The sequence below is a fragment of the Pseudobdellovibrionaceae bacterium genome (assembly GCA_019637875.1).
Taxonomy (GTDB): Bacteria; Bdellovibrionota; Bdellovibrionia; order Bdellovibrionales; family Bdellovibrionaceae; genus JAHBUW01.
In genome coordinates this window covers 112,163-125,904 of the sequence record JAHBUW010000012.1, presented here as the reverse complement: position 1 = coordinate 125,904, position 13,742 = coordinate 112,163, and the positions used below count along the sequence as shown (strand labels likewise).

Genomic DNA, 13,742 nt, shown 5'->3' with positions numbered 1-13,742 from the left:
TTAAATGGCGGAGACGCTCGTCACGGCTGACAAGTCTGACCCGAGCGTCTCGGGATGAGACAAAGTTGGGAAGGACACGGTGAAAGCCTTACGGCTCCGAATACGGAGGTCGCCTTACGGCTCTGAATGCGGAAGTCGCCTTACGGCTCCTCGGGCACGATGTAAGCGGCGTTCTTCGCGCATTCGGCGGCGACGCCTGTGTCGTAGAGGAAGAGCTGCTCTTCGCTCGGCGTGCGCGGGGCCAGGCCTTTGCGACCGGATTGGTATTTCTTGATGAGTAAACGCAGGTCCTGCGCGGAGAGACGCTGACGGTGATTGCGCGAAACACAGCCGCAGATCGCGGCGGGCGCTTTGAGGCGCGCAAGTTTTACGCAAGTCGCTTCGAGTTCGCGCGCGGCTTCGTCACGCACGGGATCGGGCGGGAGCGCGGGTTCTTCCGTCACGGGAACCGTCGATTCTTTGGGGGCCGACTCACGGGGCGTGCGCGAACTGCAGGCGGCGAAGAACAGCAGCAGTCCCACACCGAGCGCGCGAGCGGCGATCACGCTTTCGTCTCCGAGATTTTCCGGCGTTGCACACGCAGCGACCGACGCGTCTGCGCGGCCTGATGGCGACGCTTTTGTTCGTCGGACTCCAGCAGGAGCGGCGGGACCGGATGGGGCTTCCCGTCGGGACCGATGGCCACGAACGTCAGGTAGGCGCTCGCGGTGTGGAAGGTGTCGCCCGTCCGCGGATTTTCCGCGTCGACGCGCACACCGACCTCCATGGAGGTTTTCGAAACGAAATTGACCGAGGCTTTCAGATTGACGACCCAGCCTTTGTAGACGGGCGCGATGAAGTGAAGATCGTCGATGGACGCGGTGACGACTTCGCTGGAGGCATGCCGCTGGGCCGCGATGGCCCCGCAGATGTCGATCCAGGACATGACAACTCCCCCGAAAATACTGTCGAGGGAGTTGGTATGTGAGGGAAGAACGAGTTCGGTCATCACCACTTCGGAATCCGAGACCGGTTTACCTGCCATGGTGATGACCTCGTGGAGCTGGGCTTAGAGACCCATTGCGCCGGCGTCGGTATTACCACCGCGGTTTCCACCGCCGAGGTCATTCGAACGACCGGGAATGATTGTCTGGATGCCACCGACGGTCGCAACGCCCGCGGGGATGGTTTGAGCAACTTGAGCGCCCGACGCCATATTGAGAGTGTTCTCTTTGGTTGTTTCGTTCGACTCGACGAAACCCAAGTGAGGCAAACACCACACGATCAACTGCGCGCGCGATTTGACGTTCATCTTCTTGTAGATGTTGGTCAGGTGAAACTTCACAGTTTTTTCTGTGACAAACAATTGGTTCGCAACTTCCTTGTTGGAAAGACCTTTCGAAACGAGTTCTGCAACTTCGGCTTCGCGGTTCGACAGACCTTTTTGAATCAGGATATCTCTGAGCATCCTTGCTCCTCCCCTTTTTTGTTTAGACACCAATCGGTTTCACCCTGGTTAGCGTCGTTCGTCTTTTTCCTACCCCCGTCGTCCTCTTGACTTGGGTGAGTAGGTTTAACTTTCTTCCCCGCTGCCCGTTCACAGGTCTGGCTTCTTGTCTGAAGGTCCCGTTTCGGTTCCCCGACCTGCCCGACTTTTCACTCGTCGTGCTCGACGAATTCTGCAAAGCGTTCCTGTCTCAAAGTCTGACAATAAAACAAGACCCACGCAAGACCTTCGGGCCACATTTTTTTGAAACTGGACCGACTTTTCGAGGGGAGAAAACGCAAAACGGCGACCGAATCGGTCGCCGCCTTAGGATCAAGGCCTGGAAATAGTCCAGGTTCTTTCAAACTGCAGGGATTATGTTGCGGTTAGAAAATCGATTAAAAGATTTTGGACCGGCTAGGGAATTGCGCCACCGCGCAGCTTCGCCCCGTGATCTTCGTCCGAGCGACGAAAGACGAGCGGCCTTCGAGTTTCACCTCATAGGACTTCCCGCTTTCCACCGCGCGCAGATCCTCGACGACGATCATATCCGCCCGGGACTTCTTGGCGTCCGCTTTCAGGCGATCGTGCGTCGCCCGCGCGCAGGCGTCTTCCAGAATGAGATCATTGATGCCGGGGCTCAAGATCATGACCGGCCCGGGCCGGTTCGCGCCACTCGGCGCCCCCGAAAAAATCGAGTCCGCGGACCCGACCGCACCCCAGAGACAAAGACACCCCAATACCGCGAGACGAATCCCCATTCGACCACCCCAGTCTTCTTGTGGGGCCCAATGTAGCGCCAAAGATCGTCACCCTCGACTGTAAGGATTCGGACAGGGAGAGCTTACAACGAGGGGCTAAAGCCAGGCGGCCGCGCCCCAAAAGAGCCCCAAAAGCACGAGGATCGATCCCGCCACCGGGCGCAGCTCGGGAATGTAGGCTTGCTCTTTCAGGCTGACCACCCGGGTCTCGGCAATCCAATCCGAAAGATGGGTCCGGTCCCAGCGAAAAAGGGCCAGCGCCCGGGGCGCGAAGGCGAAAAAGATCGCGAGTTCGTCCGCAATCACCCGAAGCATGACCTGAATCGGCTGAAGCTCCCCGCCCGTTTCACGGTCCACGACCCGCAGGCCGCACGCCAGTTTCCCGAGGCTTGCGCCCAAGAAATACAGGCACGCCATGCGGAAGGCGAGGTAGGTCACGATCCCGAGCGCGAGGCTCGCGACGCTCTTCACGGGATCGCCGAAAAGCCCGAGCTCGCCGAGATTCATGAAAAAGAACGGCAGGAAAAAAGTGATCCGCAATCCCTCGTCGATATAGAACGCGTAAAACCGCCGCGTGAGCGTGGGGATGTGATGTCTTATTTGGCGGGCGCTTTGGTCTTCCACTTCAGAAACTCCTCGCGGTTCGCCGCTTCGCTGACGATCTGTTCATGATATTCGTTCTTCAAACGTTCGCCGAGGGCCGCCCCCGTGAGCTCCGGAAAATCCTTCGCCGACATCCAGGGCGGCGGCGTACGCGCCCCCCAGCGGTTTTTCAGGCGCCGGGCCTCGTCGACTTTCGTTTGGATTTCGGGAGTCGGCGCAAACTCGTGCAGATACTGCTCCAAACCCGTTCGAAAGTGCGGACTCCACAACTTCAGCGTGAGTTCCGCGAGCGACAACTGCTCTAAAATCCCCGGCTGCTGCCAGAAGATCAGGGCCTCGTCGAGGGCTTTTTTCTCGTCGCGGCTGAGCTTCAAAAGCTCCCCGAAGGTCTGCACGGCGGATTTTCCCGTTTCACGGTAAAGCACCGTGAGCCAGCGGAAAAGCCCGATCATGCGCACCGTCTGCTCGGACTGCCATTCACGGTAGGCCTTGAAGTCGAGATCCACCTGCGGCAGCAAAATTTTGAAGACGCCTTCGTTCACCATCTCTTCGATGACCTGCCCGCGGTGCGGGGCCGCGAAAAGCCGACTCAGCTCTTCGCGTTTTCTTTCCCCCGTCACGTCCGCGAGCAGCGGGAGCGATTCTTTCAGCGCCCCCTTCAGCTGATGATCGAAAGTAAATCCGGTCTGCGCGCGAAACCGGTAAGCGCGCAGCACGCGCAGATGATCCTCGTCGAACCGGCGGCGGGGCTCACCCACCGTGCGCAGGATGCCATCCTTCAGATCGGCAAGCCCGCCGACGAGATCGTAAACCACGCCCTTAAACGGATCGTAGTAAATCGAGTTGATCGTGAAATCGCGGCGGTGCACATCCTGATCGATGGTGCCCCAGACGACCTTTTCGGGATGACGGCCGTCCAGATAACGCCCTTCGGTTCTGAGCGTCGCGACCTCGAAGGACTTCTCGCCTTCGACCACGATCATGACCCCGAAAACCTTACCCACCGGCACCGTCTTCGGGAAAATGCGCTCCAGCTCATCGGGAGTCGCCGTCGTGACCAAATCGAGGTCTTTGGGCGGCTCGCCCCGAATCCAATCGCGGACGGCACCGCCGACGATCAAAAGCTGATGGCCCTCACGTCCGAGACTGTGATAAATGCTCTTTACGACAGCAGCATCGGGATGCTCAAAAAACGGGAGCGTCATCGGCGTCGGCATGCCCCATCAGAACAGGGAGTTTTCAGTTTGTCCACAGGCACTCCAAAGACCGGCACGCCGACCGCCGTCACACCCGAAATAGCCACGCGGCAAAACGCCGATCAGTGCCTCCAAAGCCTCCTCACGTCGCGCCAAGAGTGCCGCGATTGGATGGACGCGAAATGGATTCCGTTTCAAGGCGTAGAGACGCTCGAGACTTACGAGGCCTGGCTTGAAAAAGGGCATCACGGCGAGATGGAGTACCTCGCCCGCCACTTGGCGTTGAAGCGGGATCCGGCGCTGCTGCTCCCGGGCGTGCGCAGTCTGATTTTGGTGACCAAATCCTACGTGCCGCCCGTCAAACCTCATGGCGTCTTCGCGAATTTGCGTATGGCCGCCTACGCGCGGGGCCGCGATTATCACGAGGAGTTCGGCGATGAACTGAAAAGCCTCGCGCGGCATTTGGAAGAGCTGTTCCCCGGCGCGGGTTTTCGCGCGGGCACGGATTCACTCCCCGTTTTAGAACGCGATCTCGCCCGCCAAGCGGGCCTGGGCTGGGTCGGTAAAAACACCTGTTTGATTCATCCCAAAAAAGGCTCGTTCTTTTTCATCGGCGCGATCCTTTCGACCGTGCCGGTGAGCATGGAGCCCGCGCCGCTGCCGGATTTCTGCGGCAACTGCACCCGCTGCCTGGACGCCTGCCCCACGGGCGCGCTCGAAGCGCCGCGCGCGCTCAACGCGACGAAATGCATTTCGTACTGGACGATCGAGTCGCGCGCGCTCGCACCGCCGGAGCTTTCTTCCCGCTTCGGCGATTGGTTTTTCGGCTGCGACATCTGCCAAAGCGTCTGCCCGTGGAACGCGAAGCCTCTGCGCGGGGAAGCGGTCTTGAATGCCGCGCCCCTTCTGCCCGGCGACGACGCCGCGATGGCGTCGGAGCTGCGCGAGGTTTTAACGATGACGGATACGGACCTGCGCCGCCTTTTGAAGACGACGCCTTTGTCGCGCGCGAAACCCGTGGGCCTCAGGAGAAATGCCCTGGTCGTCATCGGCAACCGCCGCCTGCTCGCTTTGCTTCCGGAGGTCGAGGCGCTCCTGGATGATCCGGACTTGGGCGAGCTCGCCGCGCGCACGCGGAGCCAGTTGATTTGACCGCGCGTTCACGACGTTGACGCGGCCAAGCTTGCGCGAAGAAGCCTCGGGTTTCAGGCTGAGGGGATGAAGCGCGAAGAAGATCCGAAACTCGTCGTGACTCCCGAAGTTTTTTACCGCAACCGCCGCCAATTCATGCGGCACGGCAGCCTTTGGGGACTGGGCCACGTTCTCCTTTCCCGAACGGGACTTGCGGGACTCGCGGGGCTTGCGACCGCCGAGGCTTACGGCGCCGCCCGCAAGAACGCGAAGTTCGACGGCGCGGGCCTTTCGCTCACGCCCGAAGAACTCGCGACCTCGTACAACAATTTCTACGAATTCAATCTCGACAAAGACGTCACTCCCGCGACGAAGAACTGGAAACTCGATCCCGCCGCGTGGAAAGTCGAAATCACGGGCACCGAGAACGCGCGCGCCTTTTCCGTGCGCGAGCTGATCGAAATGGGCGGCGGCGAAGAAGAGCGCGTCTACCGTTTTCGCTGCGTGGAGGCGTGGTCCATGGTGGTGCCGTGGACGGGTTTCGAGCTGGGGCGTTTGATCGCGGCGCTGAAGCCCAAGGCCGGCATGAAGTTCGTGAAGTTCACGACCTTCGGCGACGCGAAGATCGGTCCCAATATCGCGAAGCTTCCGCACTATCCGTGGCCCTATACGGAAGGCCTCACGCTCGAAGAAGCCCGGCATCCGCTGACCTTGCTCGCCACGGGGCTTTACGGTAAACCCCTGCCGAAACAAAATGGCGCGCCCCTGCGCTTGGTCGTACCTTGGAAGTACGGCTTCAAAAGCATCAAGTCGATCGTGAAAATCGAATTCACCGCCACCCAACCGAAGACGCTTTGGCAAGAGCTCGCGCCGAGCGAGTATGGTTTTTACGCGAACGTGAATCCCGAGGTCGATCACCCGCGCTGGTCGCAGGCGACCGAGCGGGTTCTTTCGAAAAGCTTTTTCCCGAAGCGGCAACCCACTTTGCTGTTCAACGGTTACGCCAAAGAGGTCGCAAGTCTGTACACGGGCCTCGACCTGAAGAAGAACTACTAAGGGGGCGCGAATGACGGCCCCCCTGACGGCGAAGACGCTCGCACGCGTGTTGAAGGTTCTGTCGCTGATCCCTTTGGTCTACTGGATCTACCTGATCTTCGCGGACCGACTGGGCGCGGATCCGGCGAAGACGCTCAATCACCTGATGGGCGAGGTCGCGCTTTATTTTTTACTGCTGAATTTGCTGGTGGGGGCGGCGCTCGCGTTCGTGCGTGCGCGGCCGGTGGGGCTGCGGGCGCTCGTGCTGACCCGGCGCTTTTTGGGCGTATGGACCTTCGTGATTTTGTGCGGCCACGTCTTTTTGTATTTGGCCTACGAGGGGTTTGAGGCGAAGGCCTTTGAACAAATGATCTCGAAGCCCTACCTGATGTTCGGCTCGCTCGCGTTTTTGCTGCTGGGCCTTTTGGCCGCGACGTCGAACGATTTTTCGGTGCGCCGTCTGGGCGGCCGGGACTGGAAGAACATCCACCGCGCGGTCCACCTCGCGGCGTTTCTGGTCACGGCGCACGTCCTGTCCATCGAAAAGGCCGACCTCGTGAAGTTCGGGACGCTGTTCGCGCTGCTGTGGAGCGTGCAGCTCGTGCGCTTCGTTGTGAGTTTGCGGCGGCGGTAAGAAGATCCAAAAACCAGCCCCCGGCCGAGCCGCGCCCTTCGTGCCGCCACGACTGGATTCGTCAAAACTCAGCTCTACCGATGTCTCGACCGGTGATGCGCGGAACAAAGAAGCTCAAGATTTTCCATCACATTCCGCCCGCCTTCCGAGAGAGGCCGCCGGTGATGAATCTCTAAGAATTTTCTGTGGTCGCAGCGGAGCCCCGGCCGGATCTCGTGGGTGCAACGATTTTCGTCCCGACGGATCACGAGATGTTTGACGTGCGCCGGAAGCGGTCGGCGCTTTCCCGGCGGGCACAGCGGCCGAGCCCGCTCCGCTGGATATCCAACGCCGTTTGAGCTTTTGTGATTCAGGATTTCTTTCTTGGCCTCGTCGCGGGCGAGACGCTCTTCCGCCGAGCGTTCACGCTCGAAACGGCGCTTCGCTTTCTCAAGCGGATCGTGCCTTTGGATGTACTCGTCCAGGGACATATTCAGGGTCTCTTCGAGTGTGAGATCGCGTTTCGTGAGAGTCCGCGCTTTTTTGAGTTTCGCCATGGTGGCTGAATCGATTTTCAGCGTATGGAGAGTCTCGAGCCCCTTCTTCTCACGAAGCCACTTTTCCGTTTCCGCGGCCGAATGCTGAGAAGCGAACTCGATCACTTGCTTGGTTTCTTCGACGTGCTGGATATCCAGTGCGGACGTGATCTTCGCGGCTTTCGATACCGTAAGGACTTGAGCCTCGAGAGCCTCCATCAGATCGGGAACGACCGCGGCTTTTCTGGAGACGGTGATGAACGCCGACGTCACCGCTTCGGAGAGTTTGAGTTCGAGCACGCAGTACTGAAAGAGACTCGCGTACCCAAGATCGCGGAAGGCGCGGCGACGATCCATCTCGATCAGGAGCGCCACCAGGTCAGCCTCGATCTGCAGATAAGTTTTCGCGACGGATTTGGTTTTGAGGTGTAGCTCTTGATTCGTCATGGCTTTTGTTTAACACGGTTTTTTTGGGAGAGACGTTTTCGCGATGGAGAACCTGAGGCAAACCTCTCGCTATTGCCACGGACAGGCTCTTGCGGCGATCTTTGCCGACCCAAATTCAAATTTTTCGATCCACGGAGCCTCCTCGCGCTCAAAGCGTTCCTCGCGAGCGAGAAAATCGGTCAACAGATTTTTATATTTGCGCTCGGAAAACTTCGAACACGTTGCGCCGCTAAAACGATGTATGAATTTCTTGTGGATTAACAAGCTTTCTCCAATGAGCACTGGATATCCAGTGTTGTCCGCGGACGGCATCGTGAGCCAAACCTGAATTGCGATTCGGAAGGGATGTGGGGCGCAGGATCAAAATCCGATTCCAAACCAACGCGAACTCCGCAGCGAGCCCACGTAAGCCCGCCCCCGCCTAAGCCACGCCCAGCTTCTTCAGCAGATCGTCGATGTCGCCCTGATTGAGCTTTTTGTCCTCGGGGATCTTGCTCTTCGGGATCATCCCGCGAAACTGGTAGTTCAGCCATTGCAGCCGCTCGACCAGCTTTTGATTCAGGAATTTACGGACCGGATCTTCCTTCCCCTCGCCCTTCATTTCGACCATCTCGTTCAGCACTTCGGTCGCGTCCATCAGAAGCGCGACCGCCGTATCGAAGAGCGTTTGATTTTCGGTGATCTCGGCGGTTTGTTGCGCGACCGCCCGGCAGATCAGGGCGTAATCGCCGATGCGGTGGATGGGGTGCATAAGATTGTCCGCCCCCTGCCCCAAGGTCCGGCTCGTCTGATGAATGAGGTCGATGATGCGCGCGAACTCCGTCAGCCGCGCGGCCGAGGGCAATTGACCCTCGACCTCTTCCAGAATTCCGGTCATTTGCACGATCAGTGGCTGGGCCCGACCTCGAAATTCATTCATCAATTTCAAATCTTGTGCTGACATGGAAACAAGCCTAACAGTCCGGAGAGCGCCTTGGAAATGAATTTCCTCCCCATTCGCGTCTCGACTTTGCGTGGGGATGTCCCCATCGATTTCAACGCGTACATCAAGATCAACGACCGCTACATTCTGTATTTGCGGCAAGGGGACAGCTTCGAAGGGCCGCGCCTGAAACGTCTGCGCGAGAAAAAACTCAAGAAGATGTTCATCATTCCCGACGAAGAGGCGAACTACCGCACTTACCTTTCACGCAACATCTCGATGGCGTTCGATCCCCTCAGCGGCAAGCCGCTCGAGGTCCGCTGCGAGATCGTCCAAGGCATCAAAGAAAGTGCCGCCGAGGCCGTTTTCGAAAATCCCGAAAGCCCCGAGCATTACCAAAAAGCGAAAGAGGATTCCGAACGTTTCGCCCAGTTCCTTGCCGCCGAGGCGCGCGCCGCCGGGATCATCTTGCAGATCGAAAACATCGACCGCTCCATCGCCCATCACGGTGTCACGGTCGCGACACTCGCGACCGCGGCGGCGCAAAAAATCGGCAAGTTCGACAAACGCGCGATCCAGATTCTGGTGCTCGCGTCGCTTCTTCACGACATCGAGCACTTCCATTCCGCCATCGAGATCGCCCGCCCGCTCGCGCAGTTTTCCGAAGACGAGATGAAGTACTATCGCAGCCATCCCGCGGAAGGAGCCCGCAAACTCCAGGCGCTCAAACACATGGACACGCAGGTCGTAAAAATCATCGCCCAGCACGAAGAGTATATCGACGGCGGTGGCTTCCCCAACGGCCTGAAAGAGTCACAAATGGAGCCGCTGGCGATCTACGTCGCCGCCGCCAATGCCCTGGACCGCATGGTCGCTTTCGAGGGCGTCCCCCGCGCCGAGGCGGCCAAGAAATACATGATCAATGCCCTGGGCCGCTATCCCCTCGAGATCATGAAAACCATGACCGAGATCCTTCCCAAATAATCCCGAATGGGACGCATCAGCGCGTCCCCACGAAACGCACTGTCCATTTTACAGCGAAGCCCCCGTCCCTTGCGCGCCCGCACCCCCTCCGACTAACCCTGAGCCGACCCTCGGAAAAACGAACGGAGGCCCCATGCGCGCGATCATCACCCTTTGCCTTTTGACCCTCTCCATCGGCGCCGCCGCCGCTCCGAATCTTCCGCGCGACCTTCAGCTTCGCTGCGCACGCGAGGGCGCGAACGATCCCCGACTGCATTCAAACGACTTTCACTGGAACTTTTCGCTACCCGAGATGATCGAGAAATTCCGCGAGATCTACTCCGGCGCGAAACGCCTGCCCGATCGCGCCTACTGGGATGAGAACCGCGGCTCGCTGATGCTGCCGTTCGGCGCGGACCGCGGCGGTCACGTCGAGCTTCCCTACCGCTTCGTTTTGAGCGTCATCCGCCACGTCGAGACCGCCTTCCGTAACGACTACATCGACGGGCTTTTCTTCCCCGACATGGGCCACTCGCATTTCCTGATTCCCGAAGCGAAGTACGCGGCCGAATACCGCAACTCGCCCGTGAAAGAGATGTCGAAGACCTACAACCGTTTCTTCCACGATCCCGAACTCCTCGTCGTTTACCATACGGCCGAACAGCTCCGCATGACCGACGACAACTCACAGCTACTGCCCGATCGTCGGTTGCAGTGGCGCTTTTTCTCGCGCAACCTCGTCGGCGATAACCGCGCAAAGGGCGAACTCGCCCTCGTGCAAAACCCCACGCACAAACACAATACGACCGGCGGCCTTCCCGGTTACTACTGGTGGGGCGCGGGTTTCAACATCAGCGCCAACGAAAAAGGCTGCATCGCTTACGAGCGAAACGGCCGGATCGAGTACTTCGATCTGTCCCTCGAAGATCTGAAACCCGAAGGCGGCGGCGCCGACTACCAGTCGTCCCCGGTGCCGAACTTCCTGGACAAACATTAGAAGAAAAGCTCCAGTTGCGGAGCCCGTCCCCCGGGCGTAAAGTCGCGCCATGTCCCGTGCGGTGCTTTTTCTTCTGACAATTGCGGTGGGCGTGGTCGCCGCGAATCTCTACTACGCGCAACCCCTGGTCCGCGAAATCAGCGAAGCCCTCGGCATCGATCCCGCCGCCGCGGGCCTCGTCGTGACGCTCACGCAGATCGGCTACGGACTCGGCGTTCTTTTCGCGGTGCCGCTCGTCGACCTCATCGAAAATCGTCGGTTGATCCTGTCCATGCTCTCGATCGCGATCTTCGGTCTACTGGGATTGATCTTCGCGGATCAGGCGCTGCCCTACTTCGCGGCGGCCTTCGCGACGGGCCTGGGCACCTCGACGGTCCAGATCCTCGTCCCCTACGCGGCACACTTCGCGAGCGAGGAGCGCCGCGGGCAGGTCGTGGGTTCGATGATGAGCGGACTCATGATCGGGATCATGCTCTCGCGGCCGCTCTCGAGTTTCATGACAAGTTTCTTCGGCTGGCACGCGATCTTCATGTTGTCCGCGGCGTTGATGACGATCCTGGCCCTCGCTTTGCGCGCGCTTCTCCCCGAGCGGCGCCCGGCTTCGTTGGGACTGCGTTATCCGAGTCTGCTCGCCTCGATGTGGACACTTTTAAAAACGACGCCCGCACTGCGCGAACGCGCGTTCTATCAAGGCTGCCTGTTCGGGGCGTTCTGCCTTTTCTGGACGGCGGTCCCGCTTTACCTCGCGGGCCCGGACTTCGGCTTGTCGCAGACAGGAATCGCGGTCTTCGCGCTGGCCGGCGTTTCGGGCGCGGTCGCCGCCCCCTTCGCCGGGCGTATGGCGGATCGCGGGCACACCCGGCGCGCGACTTGGATCGCGCTGGGCGCGGGCGCGTTCAGCTTCGTCATCGGGCATCACTTCAATGATGGGCTCATCGTCGAACGGGGAAGTTCACTTGCGCTGATGGGTTTACTGGCCGCCGCTATTTTACTCGACGCCGGCGTGAGTGCGCACCTTGTCCTTGGACAGCGCACGATCTTCATGCTGCCCGCGCACACGCGCGGACGCCTGAACGGTCTTTACATCGCGATCATTTTCATCGGCGGTGCGGCCGGATCGACTTTGGGGGCTTGGGCTTACGCCCGCGGGGGATGGGAGCTCACGTCCTGGGCGGGATTGACTCTTCCCGCCCTGGCACTTCTGATCTACGCGTTTCGCCGGAAGACTTAGTTTCCGCCGGTGCAAAGTCCCTGCATGAGGGCCTTATTGGTCCACGAGAAAAAGCCCATGCTCGTCGAGAGCTGCGTCGTGATGCCGGTGATCTGACCGCGCGGACACTGACGTTGAATGTCGGCGTAGGCCTGGTTCACGTAATCCGTTTCTTGCACGAAGCCCATGATGACGAACTGCTCGGCGTAACCGCGCACGACTTTGCCGCTCTCAAGCTCCGCCATCGGCACGAAGTCCGACGTATGGACCTGGTGAATGGAGTGCGCACAGCCCGCGAAGACAAGCGCGGACAGAGCGATCAGCGCGAGTCTCATTCCGCACCTTCAACGCTCGCAGCGTTGCTGCTTCCTTGAACGCTTGCAGCGTTCCGACGTCCCGCCGACGCGGTGGTCGCGGTGGAGCAGTAACCGGTCGCGACCACGCGGTGAGTGTAGACCAGGAAGTAGCTGATGATTTCATCCTTGGTCAGGATACCGGTGACGGTTCCGTTCGGGCATTGGCGCTTCAAGTCCTGTACGATGGGATTGATGAAGTCATTGTCGAAGTTAAAACCAAGAATGATCGTCTTTTCGACCTGCGAACGGACGACGTTTTGACGTCCTGCCGGCACGGGCGTCAGCGAAACCGAGTTGATCGACGCGCAACCCGCAAGGCTCAATACCAAACTCAATGCCAACCCCAAACCTAAAAGCTTTTTCATGTGTCCGAACCTTTCCCCGCTTTGCGGGTCCGTAAACAATAACCGGTCACTTTCACGATTTCGCCCGAGATCGCGGGATACTTACGCATCTCACGCACGGACATCAGTCCCGTCACGCGGCCCGACGGGCACTTCTCGTGAATAAGGTAGATCACTTTTTCGGCGTAGGTCTGGTTGTACACCAGATTCCCCGTCCGCGGCCCGATCTGGAACAGGCTCACGATCGCGGCGGCGTCGCTGACGGCGTTGTTCTGACCGTTGTTCGCGGCTTTCGCGAAGCGGCCGATCTCTTCGGTGTTCACGCCGGTCTCAGAGACCATGACCTCGAAGGGAATCCATGCGGCGTTCCCGTCGCGACTGTCGATTTGCCCGATCTGCACGTGGTGCAAGATCGCGCAGCCCGTCTGCAAAAACAAAATGGCCGTCAATGCGGCCAAGGCGTTACGCCCCACCAGCTCCTCCTGATCGAAAGATCCGCGCCCGCGGGTCTCGGAAAAAGTTTGTGCTTTCATGATGCCGTCCGCGCGCGGCACGCGCCAACGAAAAAGGCCCGCTGACGCGGGCCTTTCGATTCCGATTTTGTAACGGAATTTCTTAGAACACGAAACCGAGATTGAACATCGGCGCGAGTTCGGTTTGCGTATTCGAACTCGAGATCGTGTTGATCTTTTTGAACGTGAGCGACTTGTACGACAACTGGAAGCCCAAGTAGAACGACGACGACATCGGGATGTTGTAACCGAAGTCCGCGCCGAAGCCGGAACCCTCTTTGTAGGTCGTATTGCCGCCGACGTTGTACTCGGCTTGCAGGAAGTAGTTCACGTCAAAATACAGGCCCGAAGCCGCATGGTAACCGACGCTCAAACCGGTCGCCGTGCGCGACGGTGAATCGGTCGTCGTGTTGCGACTGAGGTTGGAGTACAAAGCACCGACATAAACGGAGTTCGAGAACAAATAGCCCAGCTTGAGATCGAAGTGCGTACGGTTATCTTTTTGCTCGCCCGTCGCATAGGCATCGCCCGACCAAGCCTCGTCGTACTTCAGTGCGCTGAGCCCGACGTGGAAACCGCTCCCCGCCGATGCCGCAAAGGCCGGTGTCGCCAGCAGGCTCACCAGAAGGCCCAATAAAATCCGTTTCATCC

Annotated in this window: 18 protein-coding genes; 6 read left to right on the top strand and 12 right to left on the bottom strand. The window is 59.4% G+C overall.

What is annotated here, in order from left to right; translation table 11 throughout:
- Window positions 1-140: 140 nt before the first annotated feature.
- The 6 genes from KF767_15095 to KF767_15070 form a co-directional block, all read right to left on the bottom strand.
- The gene (locus KF767_15095) at window positions 141-545 is read right to left on the bottom strand and encodes a hypothetical protein (protein ID MBX3019211.1); all 405 of its coding nucleotides are present in this window, start codon (window positions 543-545) and stop codon (window positions 141-143) included.
- Window positions 542-988: an acyl-CoA thioesterase gene (locus KF767_15090; GenBank protein ID MBX3019210.1), complete on the bottom strand. Its 447-nt coding sequence runs from the start codon at window positions 986-988 to the stop codon at window positions 542-544. Before KF767_15090 ends, KF767_15095 begins: the two co-directional genes overlap by 4 nt.
- Before the next feature lie 60 nt (window positions 989-1,048).
- Window positions 1,049-1,447, bottom strand: coding sequence for a helix-turn-helix transcriptional regulator (locus KF767_15085; protein MBX3019209.1), 399 nt, complete (start codon window positions 1,445-1,447; stop codon window positions 1,049-1,051).
- 416 nt (window positions 1,448-1,863) lie between these two features.
- On the bottom strand, window positions 1,864-2,226 hold the full coding sequence (locus KF767_15080; GenBank protein MBX3019208.1) for a hypothetical protein: 363 nt from the start codon (window positions 2,224-2,226) through the stop codon (window positions 1,864-1,866).
- Between the two features lie 96 nt (window positions 2,227-2,322).
- Window positions 2,323-2,850, bottom strand: a complete 528-nt coding sequence (locus KF767_15075; protein ID MBX3019207.1) for an RDD family protein — start codon at window positions 2,848-2,850, stop codon at window positions 2,323-2,325.
- Window positions 2,823-4,046 carry a CCA tRNA nucleotidyltransferase gene (locus KF767_15070; GenBank protein MBX3019206.1) on the bottom strand — a complete coding sequence of 408 codons (1,224 nt, stop codon included), beginning with the start codon at window positions 4,044-4,046 and terminating at the stop codon, window positions 2,823-2,825. The genes KF767_15075 and KF767_15070 overlap by 28 nt, the downstream gene beginning before the upstream one ends.
- Before the next feature lie 27 nt (window positions 4,047-4,073).
- Between KF767_15070 and queG the strand changes: the two genes are divergently transcribed.
- The 3 genes from queG to KF767_15055 all read left to right on the top strand — a co-directional run bounded on the left by queG (window position 4,074) and on the right by KF767_15055 (window position 6,825).
- Entirely contained in the window at window positions 4,074-5,177 is a 1,104-nt protein-coding gene (queG, locus tag KF767_15065) for a tRNA epoxyqueuosine(34) reductase QueG (GenBank protein MBX3019205.1), read from the top strand.
- 66 nt (window positions 5,178-5,243) lie between these two features.
- The gene (msrP, locus tag KF767_15060; GenBank protein ID MBX3019204.1) at window positions 5,244-6,212 is read left to right on the top strand and encodes a protein-methionine-sulfoxide reductase catalytic subunit MsrP; all 969 of its coding nucleotides are present in this window, start codon (window positions 5,244-5,246) and stop codon (window positions 6,210-6,212) included.
- A 10-nt stretch (window positions 6,213-6,222) separates the two neighbouring features.
- Entirely contained in the window at window positions 6,223-6,825 is a 603-nt protein-coding gene (locus KF767_15055) for a ferric reductase-like transmembrane domain-containing protein (GenBank protein MBX3019203.1), read from the top strand.
- A 74-nt stretch (window positions 6,826-6,899) separates the two neighbouring features.
- On the opposite strand, the gene KF767_15050 is transcribed toward KF767_15055, so the two are convergent.
- Entirely contained in the window at window positions 6,900-7,787 is an 888-nt protein-coding gene (locus KF767_15050) for an HNH endonuclease (GenBank protein ID MBX3019202.1), read from the bottom strand.
- 421 nt (window positions 7,788-8,208) lie between these two features.
- Window positions 8,209-8,730: a hypothetical protein gene (locus KF767_15045; GenBank protein ID MBX3019201.1), complete on the bottom strand. Its 522-nt coding sequence runs from the start codon at window positions 8,728-8,730 to the stop codon at window positions 8,209-8,211.
- A gap of 36 nt (window positions 8,731-8,766) precedes the next feature.
- On the opposite strand from KF767_15045, the gene KF767_15040 reads away from it, so the two are divergent.
- From KF767_15040 to KF767_15030, 3 genes are all read left to right on the top strand, one after another.
- Complete coding sequence (locus KF767_15040) at window positions 8,767-9,693, top strand: HD domain-containing protein (GenBank protein ID MBX3019200.1); 927 nt, start codon at window positions 8,767-8,769, stop codon at window positions 9,691-9,693.
- A gap of 133 nt (window positions 9,694-9,826) precedes the next feature.
- Window positions 9,827-10,669 carry a hypothetical protein gene (locus KF767_15035; protein MBX3019199.1) on the top strand — a complete coding sequence of 281 codons (843 nt, stop codon included), beginning with the start codon at window positions 9,827-9,829 and terminating at the stop codon, window positions 10,667-10,669.
- 49 nt (window positions 10,670-10,718) lie between these two features.
- Window positions 10,719-11,900, top strand: a complete 1,182-nt coding sequence (locus KF767_15030; GenBank protein MBX3019198.1) for an MFS transporter — start codon at window positions 10,719-10,721, stop codon at window positions 11,898-11,900.
- Here the strand turns inward: KF767_15030 and KF767_15025 are convergent.
- The 4 genes from KF767_15025 to KF767_15010 all read right to left on the bottom strand — a co-directional run bounded on the left by KF767_15025 (window position 11,897) and on the right by KF767_15010 (window position 13,740).
- Window positions 11,897-12,214, bottom strand: a complete 318-nt coding sequence (locus KF767_15025) for a hypothetical protein (GenBank protein ID MBX3019197.1) — start codon at window positions 12,212-12,214, stop codon at window positions 11,897-11,899. The genes KF767_15030 and KF767_15025 overlap by 4 nt on opposite strands.
- Complete coding sequence (locus KF767_15020; protein ID MBX3019196.1) at window positions 12,211-12,600, bottom strand: hypothetical protein; 390 nt, start codon at window positions 12,598-12,600, stop codon at window positions 12,211-12,213. The genes KF767_15025 and KF767_15020 overlap by 4 nt, the downstream gene beginning before the upstream one ends.
- Window positions 12,597-13,112, bottom strand: coding sequence for a hypothetical protein (locus KF767_15015; GenBank protein MBX3019195.1), 516 nt, complete (start codon window positions 13,110-13,112; stop codon window positions 12,597-12,599). Before KF767_15015 ends, KF767_15020 begins: the two co-directional genes overlap by 4 nt.
- An 82-nt stretch (window positions 13,113-13,194) precedes the next feature.
- Window positions 13,195-13,740 carry an outer membrane beta-barrel protein gene (locus KF767_15010; GenBank protein MBX3019194.1) on the bottom strand — a complete coding sequence of 182 codons (546 nt, stop codon included), beginning with the start codon at window positions 13,738-13,740 and terminating at the stop codon, window positions 13,195-13,197.
- Window positions 13,741-13,742 lie beyond the last annotated feature (2 nt).

What these genes read in the sequence shown, in the direction of transcription:
- KF767_15090 (MBX3019210.1), bottom strand. Translation starts at nt 988, where the DNA reads ATGACCGAACTCGTTCTTCCCTCACATACCAACTCCCTCGACAGTATT.
- KF767_15085 (MBX3019209.1), bottom strand. Translation starts at nt 1,447, where the DNA reads ATGCTCAGAGATATCCTGATTCAAAAAGGTCTGTCGAACCGCGAAGCC.
- KF767_15080 (MBX3019208.1), bottom strand. Translation starts at nt 2,226, where the DNA reads ATGGGGATTCGTCTCGCGGTATTGGGGTGTCTTTGTCTCTGGGGTGCG.
- KF767_15070 (MBX3019206.1), bottom strand. Translation starts at nt 4,046, where the DNA reads ATGCCGACGCCGATGACGCTCCCGTTTTTTGAGCATCCCGATGCTGCT.
- msrP (MBX3019204.1), top strand. Translation starts at nt 5,244, where the DNA reads ATGAAGCGCGAAGAAGATCCGAAACTCGTCGTGACTCCCGAAGTTTTT.
- KF767_15055 (MBX3019203.1), top strand. Translation starts at nt 6,223, where the DNA reads ATGACGGCCCCCCTGACGGCGAAGACGCTCGCACGCGTGTTGAAGGTT.
- KF767_15050 (MBX3019202.1), bottom strand. Translation starts at nt 7,787, where the DNA reads ATGACGAATCAAGAGCTACACCTCAAAACCAAATCCGTCGCGAAAACT.
- KF767_15045 (MBX3019201.1), bottom strand. Translation starts at nt 8,730, where the DNA reads ATGTCAGCACAAGATTTGAAATTGATGAATGAATTTCGAGGTCGGGCC.
- KF767_15040 (MBX3019200.1), top strand. Translation starts at nt 8,767, where the DNA reads ATGAATTTCCTCCCCATTCGCGTCTCGACTTTGCGTGGGGATGTCCCC.
- KF767_15035 (MBX3019199.1), top strand. Translation starts at nt 9,827, where the DNA reads ATGCGCGCGATCATCACCCTTTGCCTTTTGACCCTCTCCATCGGCGCC.
- KF767_15030 (MBX3019198.1), top strand. Translation starts at nt 10,719, where the DNA reads ATGTCCCGTGCGGTGCTTTTTCTTCTGACAATTGCGGTGGGCGTGGTC.
- KF767_15025 (MBX3019197.1), bottom strand. Translation starts at nt 12,214, where the DNA reads ATGAGACTCGCGCTGATCGCTCTGTCCGCGCTTGTCTTCGCGGGCTGT.
- KF767_15020 (MBX3019196.1), bottom strand. Translation starts at nt 12,600, where the DNA reads ATGAAAAAGCTTTTAGGTTTGGGGTTGGCATTGAGTTTGGTATTGAGC.
- KF767_15015 (MBX3019195.1), bottom strand. Translation starts at nt 13,112, where the DNA reads ATGAAAGCACAAACTTTTTCCGAGACCCGCGGGCGCGGATCTTTCGAT.
- KF767_15010 (MBX3019194.1), bottom strand. Translation starts at nt 13,740, where the DNA reads ATGAAACGGATTTTATTGGGCCTTCTGGTGAGCCTGCTGGCGACACCG.